This is a genomic window from Enterobacter cloacae complex sp. 309I3, assembly GCF_050031595.1.
GTDB lineage: Bacteria > Pseudomonadota > Gammaproteobacteria > Enterobacterales > Enterobacteriaceae > Enterobacter > Enterobacter cloacae.
On sequence record NZ_JBLGWI010000001.1, the window covers coordinates 3,064,169 to 3,085,099 of the forward strand.

19 protein-coding genes are annotated in these 20,931 nt (G+C 54.0%); 8 read left to right on the plus strand and 11 right to left on the minus strand.

Translation table 11 applies throughout. The annotated features are described in order from the left end of the window. Positions 1-111: 111 nt before the first annotated feature. The 9 genes from ACQG22_RS14580 to ACQG22_RS14620 all read right to left on the minus strand — a co-directional run bounded on the left by ACQG22_RS14580 (position 112) and on the right by ACQG22_RS14620 (position 10,869). Positions 112-849: a class I SAM-dependent methyltransferase gene (locus tag ACQG22_RS14580; protein ID WP_369706975.1), complete on the minus strand. Its 738-nt coding sequence runs from the start codon at positions 847-849 to the stop codon at positions 112-114. Continuing rightward, complete coding sequence (locus ACQG22_RS14585) at positions 846-1,298, minus strand: GNAT family N-acetyltransferase (protein WP_048972054.1); 453 nt, start codon at positions 1,296-1,298, stop codon at positions 846-848. The genes ACQG22_RS14580 and ACQG22_RS14585 overlap by 4 nt, the downstream gene beginning before the upstream one ends. Beyond that, positions 1,295-2,260, minus strand: a complete 966-nt coding sequence (locus ACQG22_RS14590) for a hypothetical protein (protein WP_013096015.1) — start codon at positions 2,258-2,260, stop codon at positions 1,295-1,297. The genes ACQG22_RS14585 and ACQG22_RS14590 overlap by 4 nt, the downstream gene beginning before the upstream one ends. Then, a complete protein-coding gene (locus tag ACQG22_RS14595; protein ID WP_028028148.1) occupies positions 2,254-3,216 on the minus strand; it encodes a glycosylase in 963 nt (320 codons plus the stop codon). Before ACQG22_RS14595 ends, ACQG22_RS14590 begins: the two co-directional genes overlap by 7 nt. 1 nt (position 3,217) lies before the next feature. Then, the gene (locus ACQG22_RS14600) at positions 3,218-3,916 is read right to left on the minus strand and encodes a WbqC family protein (protein WP_062728741.1); all 699 of its coding nucleotides are present in this window, start codon (positions 3,914-3,916) and stop codon (positions 3,218-3,220) included. A gap of 12 nt (positions 3,917-3,928) precedes the next feature. Continuing rightward, complete coding sequence (locus ACQG22_RS14605) at positions 3,929-5,083, minus strand: DegT/DnrJ/EryC1/StrS family aminotransferase (protein ID WP_013096012.1); 1,155 nt, start codon at positions 5,081-5,083, stop codon at positions 3,929-3,931. Positions 5,084-5,086: 3 nt separating this feature from the next. Further along, positions 5,087-8,422 (minus strand): methyltransferase domain-containing protein, encoded by a 3,336-nt coding sequence (locus ACQG22_RS14610; RefSeq protein ID WP_369706974.1) that lies wholly within the window; start codon positions 8,420-8,422, stop codon positions 5,087-5,089. Positions 8,423-8,449: 27 nt separating this feature from the next. Continuing rightward, a complete protein-coding gene (locus tag ACQG22_RS14615; RefSeq protein WP_040019934.1) occupies positions 8,450-9,868 on the minus strand; it encodes a hypothetical protein in 1,419 nt (472 codons plus the stop codon). A 164-nt stretch (positions 9,869-10,032) separates the two neighbouring features. Beyond that, complete coding sequence (locus ACQG22_RS14620; RefSeq protein ID WP_013096009.1) at positions 10,033-10,869, minus strand: flagellin FliC; 837 nt, start codon at positions 10,867-10,869, stop codon at positions 10,033-10,035. Positions 10,870-11,249: 380 nt separating this feature from the next. Between ACQG22_RS14620 and fliD the strand changes: the two genes are divergently transcribed. The 4 genes from fliD to amyA are packed head-to-tail and all read left to right on the plus strand — an operon-like array spanning position 11,250 to position 15,041. Then, positions 11,250-12,701, plus strand: a complete 1,452-nt coding sequence (gene fliD, locus ACQG22_RS14625; protein WP_013096008.1) for a flagellar filament capping protein FliD — start codon at positions 11,250-11,252, stop codon at positions 12,699-12,701. Between the two features lie 15 nt (positions 12,702-12,716). Next, the gene (gene fliS / locus ACQG22_RS14630; RefSeq protein WP_023622487.1) at positions 12,717-13,127 is read left to right on the plus strand and encodes a flagellar export chaperone FliS; all 411 of its coding nucleotides are present in this window, start codon (positions 12,717-12,719) and stop codon (positions 13,125-13,127) included. Further along, complete coding sequence (gene fliT, locus ACQG22_RS14635; protein ID WP_013096006.1) at positions 13,127-13,501, plus strand: flagella biosynthesis regulatory protein FliT; 375 nt, start codon at positions 13,127-13,129, stop codon at positions 13,499-13,501. The genes fliS and fliT overlap by 1 nt, the downstream gene beginning before the upstream one ends. A 52-nt stretch (positions 13,502-13,553) precedes the next feature. Next, entirely contained in the window at positions 13,554-15,041 is a 1,488-nt protein-coding gene (amyA, locus tag ACQG22_RS14640; RefSeq protein WP_020687606.1) for an alpha-amylase, read from the plus strand. Between the two features lie 93 nt (positions 15,042-15,134). On the opposite strand, the gene yedD is transcribed toward amyA, so the two are convergent. Continuing rightward, the gene (gene yedD, locus ACQG22_RS14645) at positions 15,135-15,548 is read right to left on the minus strand and encodes a lipoprotein YedD (protein ID WP_013096004.1); all 414 of its coding nucleotides are present in this window, start codon (positions 15,546-15,548) and stop codon (positions 15,135-15,137) included. A 75-nt stretch (positions 15,549-15,623) separates the two neighbouring features. Continuing rightward, the gene (gene fliE, locus ACQG22_RS14650) at positions 15,624-15,938 is read right to left on the minus strand and encodes a flagellar hook-basal body complex protein FliE (RefSeq protein WP_013097729.1); all 315 of its coding nucleotides are present in this window, start codon (positions 15,936-15,938) and stop codon (positions 15,624-15,626) included. A 228-nt stretch (positions 15,939-16,166) separates the two neighbouring features. Between fliE and fliF the strand changes: the two genes are divergently transcribed. Genes fliF through fliI form a run of 4 tightly spaced genes read left to right on the plus strand, consistent with a single transcriptional unit; the run spans position 16,167 to position 20,910 of the window. Then, positions 16,167-17,846 carry a flagellar basal-body MS-ring/collar protein FliF gene (gene fliF, locus ACQG22_RS14655; protein WP_023619799.1) on the plus strand — a complete coding sequence of 560 codons (1,680 nt, stop codon included), beginning with the start codon at positions 16,167-16,169 and terminating at the stop codon, positions 17,844-17,846. After that, positions 17,839-18,837, plus strand: a complete 999-nt coding sequence (gene fliG / locus ACQG22_RS14660) for a flagellar motor switch protein FliG (RefSeq protein ID WP_008500327.1) — start codon at positions 17,839-17,841, stop codon at positions 18,835-18,837. Before fliF ends, fliG begins: the two co-directional genes overlap by 8 nt. Beyond that, entirely contained in the window at positions 18,830-19,540 is a 711-nt protein-coding gene (fliH, locus tag ACQG22_RS14665) for a flagellar assembly protein FliH (RefSeq protein WP_013097731.1), read from the plus strand. Before fliG ends, fliH begins: the two co-directional genes overlap by 8 nt. Beyond that, complete coding sequence (fliI, locus tag ACQG22_RS14670) at positions 19,540-20,910, plus strand: flagellar protein export ATPase FliI (protein ID WP_013097732.1); 1,371 nt, start codon at positions 19,540-19,542, stop codon at positions 20,908-20,910. Before fliH ends, fliI begins: the two co-directional genes overlap by 1 nt. Positions 20,911-20,931: the final 21 nt, after the last annotated feature.

Below are 20,931 nucleotides of genomic sequence, written 5' to 3' on the forward strand. Positions count from 1 at the left end.
TTATCCGATTCTGCAGGGCGTTCAATTGGATGAATAGTGGGTAAAATAAGGGGTTATTTGGGGGTTACCGATGCATGTCGGGATAACATGCATCCTGCAGCAGGAATAACGTCAGCCTTTTTTACACAGCAAGAATATGCTTGAACATAAATCAGGGTATTGATGGCCTAACTCGTAGCAGCCCTCAAGATATTGCGTCGAGATGATATCCGTCTGTAAAAGTTTATCCCACTGGAAATTAGCCAGCGCTTTGAAAAAAATACCTGTGCGATAAACCACATTCAGTCCGGCAAGACGGGCATCTCTCTCAAGCGTATCCAGAGAATAAGTGCAACGATGGCCATGGAGAAACTCGGCCTCTGTCACCGCACTATTATGCGAGATTAATCCCATTTTAACCGCAATCTGTCGGGAAGCGGCATGCGCATTGGGACACACCAGAAAAAGGTGTCCGTCATCCGTTAGCCATTCATCATTAATGCGTTTTAAGAGGTTAACGGGATCGTCAATATGCTCCAGCACATGGGTGAGAACAATATTGTCATAACGCTCAGGAAGTTGAACATCCTCAAAGCGGGAATGGACAAACGAGACATTTTTTCCCAGGCGCTCACGGGCGATGGTCATCGCCTCTTCGGAAGCTTCCACGCAGGTGATGGCGTTAAATTTTTCAGCCAGGCGTGCGGTGAAATCACCTTTAAAACTACCCAGTTCAAGTAAATTACCCTGCTTAAAGAACGGTGTGAACGCACGAATCATAAAAGGGTGCATCACATCAAAATCAAAGTTATAGGCGTACTGATGATCGGCAGTATCCTTGATTTCCAGATTGTAATCACGAAGGGTCATGTTGTTTTCTCTCTCTGTAAAGTCATGGTTATCTTTGAACCGTTTGCTATTCCAAAGGTAAAACCATGCTTTAGATATAAACGTTGTGCCGACACGTTATTCTTATCGACTTCAAGATTAATTTCAGTCACACCCTGGGAGTGTAAATGTGCAATGCTTTGAATTAACAGCTGACTACCCATGCCGCAATGCTGAGCGTCCGGCAAAACGGAAACATTCGTAATAAATCCCTGCTGACGCTGCGCGTTATAATAGGCAGCCACCAGTCCGGTGAGCGTGTTGTTTTGCCAGGCTTCGCTTCGCCATGCCCGCGCCACTATTTTTTGGGCATAGTCCTGTAACGCTATTCTTTCGCTGATTGACGCAATAAATAGCGGGTCACACCGGTTAAAATGTTCGACTATCTCCTCACGAGAGGCGCGGTTTTGACAAAACACCCAGCGATTCATAACACCAGTTCCGCAAGGCCGAAGCCCGCTTTGCCAAACGCATTACCGTTATAAAGCAAGTAGACTTTTTCATCGCAGCGGAAAAGATGGGGATAGCACTGCATTTCGCTGTCCCAGTCATCCACGGACGCGAGCGACGCCATCTGGCTATCATCACGATGCCAGTGGTGTAAATCATCAGACCAGGCATAGCCCAGACGATAACCGCGCCCCTGCCCAGTACGGAAGTCGAAACACTCCCGGAAGCAAAAGACCATATGATACCGCCCATTGATTTCAATCACCGTCGGCAGCGCCTGGCATTCGTCTTCCCCCAGCACCGAAGGAATGATTTGCTGGCTGTCACGCTGCCAGTTGATGCCATCGTCTGATTCCGCATGGGCAATTTTATAAATGCGATCCGGCACCGATTCCGGCGTGCGCTTTTTCCAGCCCGTGCCAAAGATGTACCACATGTGGAAACGTTCACGGGTATGGATGACAAAGGCATCACCCACTAAGTGTGGCTCGTGCAATGAGGGGCCCATCACCGGCCCGGTACCGACACGGGTGAAGTGTTCGCCATTGTCTGTGCTTACTGCCAGACCAATGGCCGTATCAACCGAGACCGAAACGCGACGGTTCCACCCGGTTGTCCAGGCCATGATTTTGCCGTCGTGACGCAGAACGTTGCAGGGGAAAATACCGTGCTCGTCGAATGTGCCCAGTTCAGCAGGAGCAAGCACCGGCTCGGGACTGATGCGAAGCACCTCCCGCAGAGATTTATCCATATCCACATAGCAGACGCGGCTGATGAACTTTGCTGAGTGCTTTTCTTGCTCACGCGTGGAGAAGTAGATACGGACAAAGTCATCAAACACCAGCGCTTGCGGAGACTGAGCAAACCCCACCCCATTTGCCAGAGGAGGAAACTGTGACGGCGAATAGATAAGTCCGTGCTTACGCCAGTTCAGGGTTAGCATAATTTGCCCTCAAGTTGTGCCAGGCCAAAGCCATAGCGGCCCACCTGATCCCCCAGATAAGCCATGTAAATAGTGCCATCCAGTTCAAATACGTGGGGGTAGCTGATCATCTCGGCATCCCACCCGGAGGCAGACACATCAATGCCAGCTTTACTGTCATCCCGATGCCACGTGATCATATCCAGACTCCACGCGTAGCCGATGCGGTAACCGTTCTGCTTTCCGCGATAATGGGCGCTGTAGCGGTAGCAAAAGAACATATGGTATTTGCCGTTGGCGTAAAAGACATCCGGGCTGGCCTGCGCCTCGTCCTCTTCGATACGGCTGGGGATCAGATCTTTATTCAGCTTCGTCCAGTTGATGCCATCGTCTGAGGTCGCCATGCGGATCTTGTAGACCGGCTCTGCGCGGCCATCCACCCACTTCCATTTGCGCCCGGCGATATAAAAAAGCTGCCACTGGTTATTGAATCTGCGAATTTTTGGCCCACTCATCACAAACGGCTCATCCGGTGAGTAGCCAATTGCCGGTCCCGGGCCCGCTTTAACAAAGGTTTCCCCCTGGTCATGGCTCACCGCCATGCCAATCGCCACGTTAAACGGCACCGATTCGCAGCGGGTCCAGCCTGCATACCAGGCTTTTACCACATCGTTATCGCGCATTACGGAGACGGGATAGGTTCCAAATTCGTCGAACTCTCCGTATCCGCCCAACGGGAGAATCGGTTCGCGGGCGACGCGCAACACGTGGAAGAGATCGTCACGTGCCAAATCGACCCAGGCGGAGTAGCTGACATATTTTCCCTGTTCATCGGCGGGTGGACGGCAGGAGAAATAGACGCGTACGAAATCATCAAAGATCAGCGTCGCAGGGGCCTGCGCAAACTCTTTAAGCCAGGGGAGATGGGTCACTTCCTGCGGGGTAAAGACCTTACCCAATTTTTTCCATGTAAACATATTAAATTAACTCATAACCATGCTGGAGGCGACGAACCACCTCATTGCGAGGGTTAAACATCATGACGTCAATAATCGACAGCCACGGAATAAACGCCGCGTCAGAATGCGGGTAGTGCCACGGCTGCGGCTGGATAAATTTCAGCTCAAGCCCGCGGTCGACAAAATCCTCCCGGGAATAGAGCGCCATGCCCCCCGGAGGATTAATATACGTACGGGCGTTCATCACCTGACAAATATCGATGACGCGATCCTGAGACTTTAACGCGTGATTCGCCGGTAATGAGGACGAGACAATCAGCTCGCAGGAGAAGCCAAAAAAGTCCCGCAGCCGGTTCAGCCCCTGCCACAGATAATTAAACAGGTTATCGTCCGGGTTCTGAATAATCTCCTCAACAACCGGCATTACCGCAGAAAATGAGGGGGCGTGGCGATACGCCCCGATTATCTGATTGCACAGCTTGTTGCGGTCAAATGCGGCTGAGAGCTGCCGCTCCCTGATATCCAGAAAGTCCGAGTCTTTTTTTAGCGGCAGCGAGATTAACGACTCCGCACCGCGAACCTGAATACGGTTACGGTTAATCCACCCTTTTTTCGTGTATTTGATGTTGTCATACACCACGAAAGCATCAACGGCCGCCATGAGCTGAAAATAGCCGCAATACGGGAAAAAATAGGGTTGCATGATCGCCAGCTTCATCGGGTTCCTTTCCTATCCATTGACTACCAGCGCTGGCTCTGCCGCATGAGCAGCATCGATAAACAAGCCCTGAATAATCTCAATAATACGACGCTGATCGGCCACCGGCAGTCCGGGATAGATAGGCAGGCAAAGCACCGCATGAGAAATTTCATCGGCAACCGGGAGATGTTGTACATTCGCCGTCGGGAAGTGACGATACATCGGGAAGGCGCTGATAAGCGGATAGAAATAACGGCGGGCATAGATATTATGCTTACGTAATTCCGCATAAATCGCATCCCGGCTGACCGCCGAATCTGCGCGAATAAGTACCGGGAAGTAAGAGTAATTCCATTCAATATTACTGGCCGGTTTAATGTATTCCAGCGCCGGAAGCGCGGCATCGAGCAGTTCAACGTAACGCTGATAAATCACCGCACGTTCCTGCAGCGCACCGTCAATATACTTTAATTGCAGCAGTCCCATGGCCGCCTGCACTTCATTCATCTTGGCGTTAATACCCGGCGCCATCACGATGGTTTCATCGGCAAAGCCAAAGTTTTTAAGATAATCGATGCGCTGTTTGGTTTTGGCGTCGTGGCAAATAATGGCGCCCCCTTCGAAGGTATTAAATACCTTCGTGGCGTGGAAGCTCAGCACGGAGAGATCGCCATAATTGAGAATGCTGGCGTTATCCTGTTTGACGCCGAAACAGTGGGCCGCATCGTAAATCACCTTCAGCCCATAGGTATCGGCAATCTTCTGGATGCGTTCCATATCGCACGGAATACCGTAGCAGTGAACCGGCATGATGGCCGTTGTTTTAGGCGTAATCAGTTCTTCAATGCGATCCGGATCGATATTAAACGTGACAGGGTCAATATCGGCAAACACCGGCGTTAAATCATTCCACAGCAGGCTGTGAGAGGTGGCGACAAAGGAGTATGGCGTGGTGATCACTTCGCCCGTAATACGCAATGTCTGCAGCGCCGTCAGCAGCGCGAGCGTGCCGTTAGAGAACAGGCAGACATGCTTTACGCCCAGATAGGCCGCCAGCGCCTCTTCCAGTTGCTGATGGAATTGCCCGCTGTTGGTCAAAATTTTACTTTCCCACAAGGTCTCCAGGTAAGGGATAAACTCCTCAAGTGGCGGAAGAAGTGGACTGGTAACGTAGACATTTTTCATAAGTTAATCCTCAGTACCTGTTACCCGGAAACTGTGAGGTGCTTCGTCAGCACACCATTTACGCCAGGCCTGACGTAGGGCCTGCTGGAAAGGAATCGCCACATTGCTCTGCCCCTGCGTCGGGATCGTGCTCCGCATGTTCTGGCGCAAGGCGTTAAGGGTTTCCAGTTGGGTTTGCCAGCGCACGGCTTTATCGAAATAGTCCTGCTGACTTTCCGCAACAAATTCATCCAGCCCGTAGATATGCATAATCTCCAGCCCCTGACGGGCAGGATAGGTCGCCCCTGCCAGGGTGAGCGTCGGGACGCCCATCCAGATGCCATGGCTGGTGGTGGTGCCTCCGTTGTATGGGAAGGAGTCAAGGAGCATGTCCACCTCGTGATGCATCTGCAGGTAGGCCTCCATTCCCGTGGTTTTACGGAAGATGAGCTGTTCATCCGCCACGCCCAGCGCATTGAGCTTCTTGCGGTAGCGGGCGATCATCGCGTCATCATCCATAAAACCAATCAGCAGCCGTGACGTGGCGTTATGCTGGAGAATGCGCGCCCACAGCGCGAAGACCCGATCGTTCAATTTTTTAGGACGGTTAAAGCTACCGTAGGTAAACCAGCCGTTCGTCAGGGCTGGCAGCGTATTGACGTCAGGACTGGACGCATCCGGCTCGAAGAAGTTATCAAGCGGGATTGCAATCAGCTTCTCCGTGAACTGCGCGTCTATCGCCGCATTTCTGACAAACCCGGTACTGATAATGCGGTAATCCATCTGCGTCATCCCGGTTGTGCCCGGGTAGCCCAGCCAGGTGATTTGCACTGGCGCAGGCTTAAAGGCAAACGCAGGTAACCGCGTTCCGGTGGTATGGCCCGAGAGGTCAAAAAGAATATCGATCCCGTCACTGTGGATCTGTTTTGCCAGCTCAACGTTATTGAGATCGGTAACGGATAACCACTTCGTCGAGGTGATACGGAAGTGCTCCGTGACGGCATCATCTTTATCGAGCGTGCTATAGCCGTAGAGGGAGAACTGTTCCCGGTCCATACCATCCCAGAACGGCCGCAGGAAACGGCTTACCGGGTGGTTGCGGAAATCGCCGGAGACAAAGCCGACGCGCAGCGGCCGCTCTGGATCCTTGCTACCCTGCCACGGCAGCGCCAGGTCGAATTTTTTCGCCCATGCGCTCACCAGCTCGCCATAAGCAAGATGGCGCTCGAAGAGCACCTCCGGCGAGACGGAAAAATCGTGGGTCAGAACAAACAGCAAGCTGGTGAAACAGTCAAAATCACCCGGCGCAAACTCGAGCGATTTCTCAAGGAAATAGCGTGCTTCCGTCAGTTTCTGGTTATCACTCAGAATGATGCCCATCATCGCGAGATGCAGCGGGTTCGTGGCGTTATAGCGCAAAGACTCTCTGGCACAGCGTTCAGCCATGGCCATGTTGCGGCGCGAGTGATACACCACCGCCAGCGTATTCCAGAATGACGCGTTGTTTTTATTCAACCGCAGCAGCGCCTGGAGGATGCGGGCTGAATAATGCAACTCACCCTTTTTCTGCAGCACGGTGGCCAGGTCGAACCAGATATCCTGCCCGGCAGAGTAGCGACTCATCAGTTGACCGAGTGCCGATAGGGCCTCGTCCCAGTCCCCCATCAGCAGGCTGGCGCGGGAATAGCAGCGAAGCATATGCAGGTTATGGGGATCGTTTTCAATCTGTCCGCGGATATAATCGCGCGCGTCTTTAGCCAGCCCCGCAGCAATCAGGGCGTTGACGTTTTTGTAGATGAGATCGATAGCAGGATCCTGTTCATCCTTCTCCCCTGCCATTATTTGTCCGTCAGCCAGTAAACCACCCTGCTGCGACCCGACGTTAAGCAGCAACAGCGTATCGATGCTACGTTTGAGATAGTCGACATCCCCCGGGCGTAAATAATGCTGCTGTGCTCTGCGCCACGCTTCAGGGGAGCCTTTCAACAGACCTTTCGCTTTCAGTGCCGAAAAAAGTTCGCTGCTTTTGGCCTGATTGACATCCATGCCTGCAAGTGCAAATTCACGCTCTTCCTGACTAAGCGTGACGCGCGCGCCCCACAGATTAAACGTGACGTCGGCGTCATCGCCTGCCTGAAGAGGTGAAATGAAGGCAAGTTCACGTTCCGGTTGAACATTGTATGGCCCTGGTGAACCGGCCCAGTAGAGTCCCGGAATTTGATTGAGAAACAGATCTTTCAGTGACTCAAGTACCTGCTGGGCGACATCCTCCTCCTTTTCAGGAAGACGGGTGTTGAACACCAGCTGTTCAAACGACAGGCTCAGCGGCCATGCGCCGCCAAGCAGATCGAGAATGTGCAGGGTCGTGGTATTAAGCGTTGAGAAAAACTTCCCTTCCGCGTTGGTGTGAGCATTAACAATCTCACCCCGTTCGTTGCGGTAACGCCTGAAATCACCGGCCCAGTGCAGCGTGTTCAGGCGGGTAAAATCCAGCGCCGCCGCGTTGACGGCATCATCACGGGAAAGCAGGCTGACGCGCTCGCGACGGTTGACGGCAAAATCGAGATATTGCTGCGCGGCAATCGACGTCTGTCCGGATGAGACCAGAGCGTGCAGCTGATGAATTTGCTCGCTAACGCTTTCACCCGTTTCGTACTGCGGCAGCGCATCTCCCACGTAGCGTAACCCGCAGGCGGAAAGGCTATCGTTGAAATGAATAAACTGCCCGGAGGTATGGGTGGCGCTTGCCAGCATCTCACTAAGAGTGGCGTCGTCAACGTGTTCCATCGCGAGCACATGGTGTTTGATCTCGCCTTCCGGCTGAGTCATGGCCAGATAGCTGAGCATGCCGCGAGCAAACGCCACCTGCTCTTCTGGCCGGCCCGCCAGACGTGCATGGAAAGCCAGCGCATCCTGGACATATTGCGCCGCGGATTCAGGCGGGGTAAAGGTTTGATGAATGGCAATCATGCCGCGCGCCGCCAAATGACGACGACACCACTGCAACAGCGCGTTACGCTCTGGCATGCCAGCAGGAATAAAGTTCCCACGGATCAGAATGTAATCGAATTCACCCGGCGACACGCTCAACACATCGTTAAGACCCGCCGCAACCAGTTCGATATTGGCGATATCCAGACGCTGCGCCTGCCTCTGCCCCGCTGAAACAGCCTCTTCGTTACTATCAATCCCTATCCCGACACAATCCGGCCAGGCCAGCGCAGCGGATAACAACACATCTCCCTGTCCGCAACCTAAATCCAGGACGCGCGCATTCTCAGGCGCCCCGGCAGGAAACTGATACAGGGCAGCGGCAGCCTGCAGACTGGATAGCGTGAATCGATTATCTGGATACAACATACAGAGAAAGTTCCATGAGTTCAGTGGTTAGCCAAAATAGGTTTGTTGCATCGCAGCTTTATAGTTCTGGTACGCTTCGCCGCCTGATTTTTGCGTGGTCACGGTCCAGCTGAACGTGTCGTCGGTGTAGCGAATGTCGATCAGTTTCTCCAGCGGCTCGCGATGAATGGCCATCTGTTCTATCGCCGGAAGGGCATCCAGAGAGACCGACAGCGCGACCTGATCAAGGAACCACTCCGCATTACCGCGACGTAAGTTCCAGTCAATAAAGGTGGCGACAAGCGAAAGGTATTTACGCGAAAGCGTGCCAGGGACCGTATAGACAAAGCCCGCAGGCACCTGCTCCCACGGCGGCGCGCCGTTGCTGTAAGAGAGGACAATCTCACTCTTGGGGAGATGTGGCTCAATATCCGACCAGTTCTGACGCACCAGACAATCCGCATCAAGCACCATGATCGGTGACGTGAATACGCTCAGCGCATAGCTAAGGAAGACAAAGCGTCTTGAGGCATACCAGACGTTGATACCAAAAACAGGCGTAATGGTTTCGGCCGTCGCGGATATCACCATGCCCGGAAAACGCTGGTGCAGGGCATTAACGTGCGCCTTTGTCTCATCATCCGGGTTATAAAGATGCAGGTGAACGTTAAGTCCATCGCCGTTGGTGTGGTAGACAGACCCTAACAGCGTCAGGGCATGATCGAAGTAATAACGTTTGTCGCACGCCACCAGAACCGTGGTTTTTCCGTTTTCTTCCGCCGGAAGAAGCCACTCGTAGTGCGAAAAATCAGGCTCATAATCAGGCATTTTCAGGGCGGAAAAATCGATGAACGATTCGGGACAGCCACCCAGCTTATGAATGCCTGTGACGATCATCAGCATCGTTAACGCGTCTTCACCAATATGTTCAGGATTGGCGGTCAGCTGCTGGATAAGCGTCTGCATCTGATTAAAATCATCTTCCATCAGACAAACCAACAACAATATTTTCATCACGGTTGGGGATGGACTCACCACCGCGTAGTAGTTAGAAATCAGGAATAAGGCGGCGTCAATTTCGTTAATGCGGAAGAAGACCTGAATACCCGCCACCAGTAGATTAATGCTGTTGTCGTGTTGAAGCGCCTCGACCACCCAGCCGGTAATGGTGTCGCTCATCTCTTTTGAAAATGGCGTGGGCTTCCCTTCATTTTTAAAATCAAACGCGGCGTTTGCAGCAGCAATCGCGCACAGCATGCGCTTCACGGCGAGTTCTTTGTCTGCATCCAGATCGGTCATGGCTTCCATGATCTGGGGTTCGAGCGTGGCAATATCGGAATTTTTATAATGCAGGATTTCGGTAACGATATGCGCAGGCAATGCATCCGTTTCCGGCAGGAAAATTAACCGTGAAAATTCGTCACGGTAAAACTGATGCAGCGATCGTGTACGCTCGAACTTGTTCATCCCGATTCTCTTAGTAAGATTGCGATTCTTACCCATCGTACAAGGGAATATCCGGGATAATGGAAGGAACACCCCCGGGAATAATGGCTTATTTCGGAGATTGTCTGACGGGCAAAAAAAAAGGTTGCTGTTTCCAGCAACCTTTTGTGAAACAGGCGCGGCGATTAACGCAGCAGAGACAGCATTGCCTGTGGAACCTGGTTTGCCTGAGACAGTACAGAAGTACCAGCCTGCTGCAGGATCTGCGCGCGAGACATGTTGGAAACTTCGGTAGCGTAGTCAGCGTCCTGGATACGGGACTGAGCAGCAGACAGGTTGTTGATAGAGTTGTTCAGGTTGTTGATGGTAGATTCGAAACGGTTCTGAATCGCACCCATGTTAGAACGCGCGGTATCGATTTTCGCGATTGCAGCGTCAGCAGCAGAGATAACAGCCTGTGCAGAGGCGTTATCGGAGATTGCAGTGCTCAGGCCAGCGCTCAGGGTACCAGAGGTGGCGTTGATCAGCGCGTTGCTGTCGATGGAGATGGTGTCGTTAGAAGAAGTACCTGCACCAACCTGAATTTTCAGCGCGGTAGATACGGAACCGTCCAGCAGTTTCTTACCGTTGAAGTTAGCTGCGCCCGCGATACGGTCGATTTCAGCCAGACGCTGTTTGATTTCAGTGTTGATAGAAGTCAGGTCAGAAGAACCGTTAGTGTCGGTAGCAGCCTGAACAGACAGCTCACGAATACGCTGTAAGTTGGTGTTGATTTCGTTCAGGTTACCTTCAGCAGTCTGAACCAGGGAGATACCGTCGTTGGCGTTACGCGCCGCCTGGGTCATACCTTTAACCTGGGAGGTCATGCGGTTAGCAATCGCCTGGCCAGCAGCGTCATCTTTCGCGCTGTTGATACGCAGACCAGAGGACAGACGCTCGATAGCAGTGCCCAGAGAAGACTGAGATTTGTTCAGGTTGTTCTGAGTGGTCAGGGACAACAGGTTAGTATTGATAACTGCCATAATTTAATTCCTTCAAAAATGGTTTCTAGGGTCGGTGCCTTAACACTCACGGCGTCTCTCACCGTCATGAAAGTTATCGACGGGTCTGAATAAGACTTTAGAAATTTCGTCAAAAAATTATTAACACATTGATTTTAATGAATTTATAGTTATTAAAGTCTATTCAGAACGCCATCAGAAACGCTATTTTTCAGGAAACGTTTTCACATTTTATTCTTCCCACGTTTTTCTTTTATATATGTCTCTCACGCGCCAATAGTGCTATATGGCCGTAAGGTTGAGCGCTATTCAGCCGATAATTTTTTTACCTGAAACGTAAACTATCTGCATAAGTCGCCGATAACTACCTGAAACTACCATTGGCTAAAGGAAATAAAAAAATGGCGAGTAGCTCAATCACTCTCTCTTCAGGCGCGACTATTACGAGTCTGGGCGTAGGTTCAGGTCTGGATCTGGCAACACTGTATAACAACCTCGAAACGGCTGAAAAAACCAAGCTGAACACCATCACCAATCAGCAGACGTCCTATAATGCCCAACTGAGTGCGTTCAGTAAGCTGCAAAGTGCAATGACGTCGCTGAATACCGCCACTGCAGCCCTGGGAAAAACGGACACCTGGAACGCGGCGTCTATTGGCTCGACCAACACCGCCTTCAGCGCCACCACCACGGCCGGTGCAGCGGTTGGTTCCTATAGCGTACAGGTTAAATCGCTGGCGAAAGCTCAGGTATTAACCTCTGCCGTCCAGACCAGTGCCACCGCGCAGTTGGGAGCGACTACCGGTACCACGCGCACCATCACCATCAGCCAGCCAGGCACCACTAAACCGCTGACCGTCGATCTTGCTGACGGTGACACCAGCCTGAACGGTATTGCCAGCGCGATTAACAAGGCCAACGGCAACGTCACGGCAACGGTAGTGAAGTCGAAGGACAACGAGTACACCCTGATGCTGTCCTCGAAAACCACCGGCACGGCCAATGACATGACGGTGACGGTGACCGGTGACGACACCTTAAAAGGCATTATCAGCTACGACTCATCCACGAATACCGGCGCGATGAATCAGCAAACCGCGTCACAAAATGCGTTGGTTACCATCAACGACATCGACATTGAGCGTTCGACCAACACAATTAATGACGCGCTGCCGGGCGTAACCCTCACCCTGAAGGCAGAAAGCACCAAGAGCGAAAATTTAGATGTTACCCGCTCTACCGATGCCACCAAAAAAGCCGTTACGGATTGGGTTACCGCCTACAACTCCCTGCAATCGACCATCGCCAGCATCACCAAGTATGTGAAGGTGGAAGCCGGTGCCGATCAGTCCGCCAGCAACGGTGCGCTGCTGGGTGACAACACCGTGCGTTCTGTACAGTCACAGCTGCGCGATATGTTGACCGTGGTCCAGTCTGGCTCCTACGCGATTATGGCCCAGCTCGGTATCACCCAGGATCCTACCGTGGGCGCTGACGGCTCAATGGGTAACCTGAAAATCGACGATGCCAAACTGACAAAAGCACTCACCGACAGCCCGGAAGCGGTGCAGGCCTACTTTATTGGCGATGGCAAAACAACCGGTCTGGCCACGCAGATGGGCAATACCCTGACCGCCATGCTGAGCACGACCACCGGTAAAGAAGGGATCATCAAAAGCGCGACTGACGGTATCAACAGCACGTTGAAAACCCTGGATAAGCGCTACGACGCAATGGAAGCGAGCATCGAAGCCACGATGGCCCGTTATAAAGCACAGTTCAACAGTCTTGATACCATGATGAGTAAACTGAATAACACGGCCACCTACCTGAAACAGCAGTTCAGTTCTTAGTCGTAAGGAACGTATATGTATGCACAAAATGGCGCCCGAGCTTATCAGCAGGTCGGGCTGGAAAGCGCGGTGCTGAGTGCCAGTCCGCATCAACTTGTCGTAATGCTGTTTGACGGGGCACTGAGTGCCCTTGTCCGCGCCCGTCTTTTCCTGGACGAAGGTAAAATCACCGAAAAAGGCGAAGCCTTATCGAAGGCGATCAATATTATCGATAACGGGTTAAAAGCCGGTCTGAATATGGAGATCGACAGTGAGCTGCCGGGCAACCTTGCCGCGCTGTACGAGTACATGGTCAGACGTTTGTTGCATGCAAATCTGCGTAACGACGTGGAGGCGATTGTAGAGGTCGAAGCGCTGCTCAATAACATTGCGGATGCGTGGAAACAAATTGGTCCCAATGGTCCTTCTTCTCAGGATATCTATTGATGAATAATCCAGCGTCCGCTCTTGATAACTGGCAGGCCCTCTATAACCTCAGCCTTACCATGTTAAAACATGCTCGTTCCGGTCTCTGGGACGAGCTCATTACCCTTGAGATTTCTTATGTTCAGCTGGTAGAGAATATCTCCAAAAACCCTATTTCGGAGGCACATCCGTCCCAGATTGAGCAGGCACGTTTTCTACTCGAGAAGGTTCTGCAAAACGAGACCGAGCTCAAAATGCTGCTTGCCACACGCATGGACGAACTGCGCAGCCTCATTGATCAAACCGGTAAACAGCAATCCATCACATCAACCTATGGAAAGCTGTCAGGGAATATTCTTTATCCAGAAAGTTTGACCCGCGACACACAATTATGATTTCTTCATCCATACTCCAGAAGTCAGCCAAACGGCTTCTGGAGCACGGACGATGAAAAACCCCACCCTGTTACAATGCTTTCACTGGTATTACCCTGCAGGCGGTGAATTGTGGCGAGAGGTCACGGCATTAGCCCCCAATCTTAACGAAATCGGCATCAATATGATCTGGCTGCCGCCAGCCTATAAAGGCGCATCGGGCGGTTACTCGGTCGGGTATGATTCTTACGATCTGTTTGATCTCGGCGAGTTTGACCAGAAAGGCAGTGTTGCCACCAAATACGGTGATAAAGCCCAGCTTCTGGAAGCCATTGATGCGCTCAAAAGTAATAACATCGCGGTGCTGCTGGATGTGGTGGTTAACCACAAAATGGGCGCCGATGAGAAAGAGCACGTTCGCGTTCAGCGCGTGAACGAACAGGACCGAACGCAAATCGATGATGAGATCATCGAGTGTGAAGCCTGGACCCGTTACACCTTCCCTGCCCGCGCCGGACAGTATTCGCAGTTCGTCTGGGATTACAAATGCTTTAGCGGCATCGACCACATCGAAAACCCCGATGAGGATGGCATCTTCAAAATCGTCAATGACTACACCGGCGAAGGCTGGAACGATCAGGTCGATGACGAAATGGGTAATTTCGACTATCTGATGGGCGAAAATATCGATTTCCGTAACCATGCCGTGACGGAGGAGATCAAGTACTGGGCGCGCTGGGTCATGGAACAAACCGGCTGCGACGGATTCCGCCTGGATGCGGTCAAACACATCCCCGCCTGGTTCTATAAGGAGTGGATTGAACACGTTCAGGAAGTGGCGACGCAGCCGCTGTTTATCGTCGCGGAATACTGGTCGCACGAGGTGGATAAACTGCAGGCCTATATTAATCAGGTCGAGGGTAAAACAATGCTGTTTGATGCCCCCCTGCAGATGAAATTCCACGAGGCCTCGCGCCAGGGGCGGGACTACGACATGAGCCAGATTTTCACCGGCACGCTGGTGGAGGCCGATCCGTTCCATGCGGTGACGCTGGTTGCCAACCATGACACCCAGCCGTTGCAGGCGCTTGAAGCCCCGGTGGAAGCCTGGTTTAAACCGCTGGCTTACGCTCTGATCCTGCTGCGGGAAAATGGCGTGCCGAGCGTGTTTTATCCCGATCTCTTTGGCGCCAGCTATGACGATACCGGGGGAGACGGTGAAACTTACCACATTGATATGCCGGTGATTGAGCAACTGCACGAGCTGATCCTCGCCCGTCAGCGCTTTGCCCACGGCGTGCAGACACTGTTTTTTGACCACCCTAACTGCATCGCATTCAGCCGCAGTGGCACGGAAGAGGATCCCGGCTGCGTGGTGGTGATGTCCAACGGTGATGATGGCGAGAAGGTAATCTGCCTTGGGGAAAACTACGGGAACAAAACCTGGCGTGATTTTCTCGGCAATCGTGAAGAAACGGTCACCACCGCAGCGGATGGCGAAGGGACATTTACCTGCAAAGGCGGAAGCGTGAGCGTGTGGGTAATTGAGGATGCATTGTAGAAACAATGCCGGGTGGCGGCTTCGCCTTACCCGGCCTACAAAAGCACCGTCCCGTAGGCCGGGTAAGCGTCAGCGCCACCCGGCAACAAACAGCTACGGTAGCTTACTTTCCAGCGGATTTTTGCTCAGGTAATCGGCACACTCAACCGTTGGGCGATCGACCTTCTGCAGCTCCATGCCATCATACTCCAGCACCGAGCCATCGCGCTCCAGCGGGTAGATATCCAGCTTGCTGGTTACGTTGTAATAGCTGTCTGAACGCAGCATGATTTTACCCGGCACGGCAATTACGCGCTGCCATTGACGGCAGTCCAGCGTATCGCCCTCCTCCGTCACCACCAGCGTGGCAATCGCCTCCGGGCTGACCATTTTGCTCTGCGGCCCTTTTGACTGCCAGTATCCCGCCAGATGTGCCGGAACAGGATGTTTAATCACATCCTTGTAGCTATCTACCTGTACGCACCCGGTGAGTGCCAGCAGCGCGCCAGCAATTGCTATTTTTTTCATCATCTTTCCTGCATTCGAAGAAAAAAATATTGTGGCATTAAAGCGCTAAGGCTGCCAGCGAAGATCGTCCAGGTCTTAGACCTGCATCCCCATCACTTCCTGATACGCAGACACCAGCTTATTACGCACCTGGATCCCCATCTGCAGAGAGACCGAGGCTTTTTGCAAATCGGTCATCACATCGTTCAGCGCCACGCCAGGTTCACCGAGGGTGAACTTCTCGGCCTGGGTACGCGCGGCGGTCTGGGTATCGCTGATACGGTCGAGCGCAGCATGCAGTTGCCCGGCAAAGCTGATGGTCGGCTGCTGTTCTGCCACATTCTGATTACGGGCCGTCATCGCGGTTGCCTGCAGCTGACTGATAACCCCTTCAATACCCTGTATAGCCATGACTCTCCCCTGGATGGTTTTTTACGCGGTCAAGACTAACAGCTTGTCAATAAGATAATGGCGGTAAATAGCGATAAAAAACCAGGTTATTTGGCCCATAGAAAATCACGAATCATCAAATAATGGCTGGGCCATCAATATGGAACTTTTGTCGTGTTTGCCGACCCGGGAGTCAGTTTTGTTTCTCTACACGAATAACGTAAACCACCAGGATTTAAGAGGTGCGCAATGAGTGCAGCAGCATCGACAGCGCCGCAGAATAAATCACTCGAGTGGATGAACCGCCTTCGCGCGAATCCTAAAATCCCGTTGATCGTGGCAGGCGCTGCCGCAATTGCGATCCTTGTAGCGATGGTGTTGTGGGCGAAAAGTCCTGATTACCGCACGCTTTACAGCAACCTTTCCGATCAGGATGGCGGCGCCATCGTCACCCAACTGACTCAAATGAACATCCCTTATCGCTTCGCCGATAACGGGGGTGCGCTTGAGGTACCGGCAGATAAAGTCCATGAACTCCGTCTGCGTCTGGCGCAGCAGGGCCTGCCGAAGGGCGGCGCGGTGGGTTTTGAACTGCTGGATCAGGAAAAGTTCGGTATCAGCCAGTTCAGCGAACAGGTGAACTACCAGCGTGCGCTGGAAGGTGAATTGGCCCGCACGATTGAAACATTAGGCCCGGTGAAGAGCGCCCGCGTGCACCTTGCCATGCCTAAACCGTCCCTGTTTGTCCGCGAACAGAAATCCCCGTCGGCTTCCGTTACTGTCAACCTTGAACCCGGCCGGGCGCTGGATGAAGGGCAAATCAGCGCGGTTACACATTTAGTTTCCAGCGCCGTCGCCGGTTTACCGCCGGGTAACGTCACGCTGGTTGACCAGAGTGGTCACCTGCTGACCCAAAGCAATACCGCCGGACGCGATCTGAATGACGCGCAGCTGAAATATGCCGCCGATGTGGAAGCGCGCCTCCAGCGCCGCATCGAAGCGATCCTCGGCCCGGTTGTGGGTAACAGCAACGTCCATGCCCAGGTTACCGCGCAGATCGACTTCTCTAATAAAGAACAGACCGAAGAGCAGTACCGCCCGAACGGCGATCCGGCTCAGGCAGTGATGCGCTCTCGCCAGGTTAACGAAAACGAACAGGTTGGCGGTGCATACCCAGGCGGCGTGCCGGGCGCACTCTCTAACCAGCCTGCCCCGGCTAACGCGGCCCCTATTTCCACGCCGCCGGCTAATCAGCAGAACGGTCAGCAAAATCAGCAGACCACAACCTCGACGGCCAGCAATGCCGGTCCACGTACCAGCAGCCGTAACGAAACCACCAACTATGAAGTGGATCGGACTATCCGCCACACGAAACTGAACGTGGGTGATATTCAGCGTCTGTCGGTGGCCGTCGTGGTGAACTACAAAACGCTGCCGAATGGCAAACCGCTGCCGCTGACGGCAGAGCAGATGAAGCAGATCGAAGACCTGACCCGTGAAGCGATGGGTTACTCCGAGAAGCGTGGCGATAGCCTCAACGTGGTGAATTCACCGTTTAACCCGGTAGATGAGACCGGCGGTGAGCTGCCGTTCTGGCAACAGCAGGCGTTTATCGATCAGCTGATGTCTGCAGGACGCTGGCTGCTGGTGCTGATTGTCGCCTGGCTGCTGTGGCGTAAGGGCGTTCGTCCTCAGTTGCAACGTCGTGCAGAAGCCGAGAAAGCGGCTCGCGAACAGATGAACGCGCGTCAGGAAGTGGAAGAAGCGGTTGAAGTCCGCCTCAGCAAAGACGAACAGATGCAGCAGCGTCGTGCTAACCAGCGCATGGGTGCTGAGGTCATGAGCCAGCGCATTCGCGAAATGTCAGATAACGATCCGCGCGTCGTGGCGCTGGTCATCCGCCAGTGGATGGGTAACGAACATGAGTAATACGCTTACGGGCACCGATAAAAGCGTCATCCTGCTGATGACCATTGGCGAAGATCGTGCGGCAGAGGTGTTTAAACACCTCTCCCAGCGAGAAGTACAAATTCTGAGTGCGGCCATGGCCAACGTGCGTCAGATCTCCAACAAACAGCTGACCGAAGTGTTGTCGGAGTTTGAGCAAGAAGCCGAACAGTTTGCAGCGCTCAACGTCAACGCCAACGACTATCTGCGCTCCGTGCTGGTCAAGGCGCTGGGCGAAGAGCGTGCCGCCAGCCTGCTGGAGGACATTCTCGAAACGCGCGATACCGCCAGCGGGATCGAAACGCTCAACTTTATGGAGCCGCAGAGTGCCGCCGACCTTATTCGCGACGAGCACCCGCAGATTATCGCCACCATCCTGGTTCACCTCAAACGTGGTCAGGCAGCCGATATTCTGGCGCTGTTCGAAGAGCGCCTGCGTCACGATGTGATGCTGCGTATCGCCACCTTCGGCGGTGTCCAGCCAGCGGCGCTGGCGGAGCTGACCGAAGTGCTGAACAACCTGCTCGACGGCCAGAACCTCAAGCGCAGCAAAATGGGCGGCGTGAGAACGGCGGCGGAAATCATCAACCTGATGAAAACACAGCAGGAAGAAGCCGTTATTACGGCGGTTCGCGAATTCGACGGCGAGCTGGCGCAGAAAATTATCGACGAGATGTTCCTGTTCGAAAACCTGGTCGAAGTGGACGACCGCAGCATCCAGCGCCTGCTCCAGGAAGTGGACTCCGAGTCGCTGCTTATCGCCCTCAAAGGTGCCGAACAGCCGCTGCGCGAGAAGTTCCTGCGCAACATGTCCCAGCGTGCGGCAGATATCCTGCGCGACGACCTTGCCAACCGTGGCCCGGTGCGTCTGTCTCAGGTGGAAAACGAACAGAAAGCGATCCTGCTCATCGTTCGTCGTCTGGCAGAAACCGGCGAGATGGTAATTGGCAGCGGAGACGACACCTATGTCTAATGAGCTACCGTGGAAGCGCTGGACGCCTGACGATCTGGCCCCTGCCCTCTCTGAATTCACCCCGGCTGTCGTAGCGTCGCCCGAGGAGGGCGACACCGACGTCGAGGCGCCTGAACTGAGCGAAGAAGAACAGCGCACGCAGATGCTGGCGCAGTTACAAATGCAGGCGCATGAGCAGGGTTTTAATGCAGGTCTGAATGAAGGCCGACAGAAAGGCCATGACCAGGGTTATCAGGAAGGTCTGGCGAAAGGGTTAGAACAGGGTATTGAGCAGGCGCGCCAGCAGCAGGCGCCTCTCCATGCCCGTATGCAGCAGCTGGTCAGCGAGTTCCAGCACACCCTGGATGCGCTGGACAGCGTGATTGCTTCCCGGTTGATGCAGATGGCGCTGGAAGCGGCCCGTCAGGTGATTGGCCAGACCCCGGCGGTCGATAATTCAGCGCTGATCAAACAAATTCAGGGCCTGCTGCAGCAAGAGCCGTTGTTCAGCGGGAAACCGCAGCTGCGCGTTCATCCGGACGATCTCCAGCGCGTGGAAGAGAGTCTCGGTGCCACGCTGAGCCTGCACGGCTGGCGTCTGCGCGGTGACCCGTCGTTACATCACGGCGGATGCAAAGTCTCCGCCGATGAAGGCGATCTGGATGCCAGCGTCGCCACCCGCTGGCAGGAACTGTGCCGCCTGGCGGCTCCGGGAGTCGTCTGATGACCGCACGCCTCACTCGCTGGCTCAACACGCTCGATAACTTTGAAACGAAGATGGCGCAACTGCCATCTGTTCGTCGTTATGGGCGCCTGACCCGCGCCACCGGTCTGGTGCTGGAAGCCACCGGCCTGCAGTTGCCTTTGGGGGCCACCTGCGTGATCGAGCGCCAGGATGGGCAGGAAACGCGAGAAGTGGAAAGCGAAGTGGTGGGCTTTAACGGCCAGCGTCTTTTCCTGATGCCGCTTGAAGAGGTGGAAGGCATTCTGCCCGGCGCGCGCGTCTATGCGAAAAACATCATCGGCGATGGTCTGCAAAGCGGCAAGCAGCTCCCGCTCGGCCCTGCCCTGCTGGGCCGCGTGCTGGACGGCAGCGGTAAACCGCTCGACGGCCTGCCCGCCCCGGACACCACCGAAACCGGCGCGCTGATCACCCAACCGTTTAACCCCCTGCAGCGTACCCCGATCGAACATGTTCTTGATACCGGTGTGCGCCCGATCAACGCCCTGCTGACCGTCGGTCGCGGCCAGCGTATGGGTCTGTTCGCCGGTTCAGGGGTGGGTAAATCGGTCCTGCTCGGCATGATGGCCCGTTACACCCAGGCCGATGTGATCGTCGTGGGGCTAATCGGTGAACGTGGCCGCGAAGTTAAAGACTTCATTGAAAACATTCTGGGTGCGGAAGGCCGCGCCCGTTCGGTGGTCATCGCCGCCCCGGCGGATGTCTCCCCGCTGCTGCGTATGCAGGGTGCCGCGTATGCCACCCGCATCGCCGAAGATTTCCGTGACCGCGGCCAGCACGTGCTGCTGATCATGGACTCTCTGACCCGTTACGCGATGGCGCAGCGTGAAATCGCGCTGGCCATCGGTGAGCCACCGGCCACCAAAGGCTATCCGCCGTCGGTCTTTGCCAAACTCCCGGCGCTGGTTGAACGCGCAGGGAACGGCATTAGCGGCGGTGGCTCCATTACCGCGTTTTATACGGTGCTGACCGAAGGCGACGACCAGCAGGACCCGATTGCCGACTCCGCGCGGGCGATCCTCGACGGTCATATTGTGTTATCGCGTCGCCTGGCCGAAGCCGGACACTATCCGGCCATTGATATTGAAGCATCCATCAGCCGCGCAATGACGGCACTGATTACCGAGAAGCACTACGCCCGCGTGCGTAACTTCAAACAACTGCTCTCCAGCTTCCAGCGCAACCGCGACCTGGTGAGCGTGGGGGCGTATGCCAAAGGTAGCGATCCCATGCTCGACAAAGCGATTAGCCTGTGGCCGCAGCTGGAGGCATTTTTGCAACAAGGCATATTTGAACGTGCCGACTGGGAAGATTCGATTCAGGCTCTGGAGCTGATTTTCCCGCAGGTGTAACACAGGTGGAGGGCGACGATC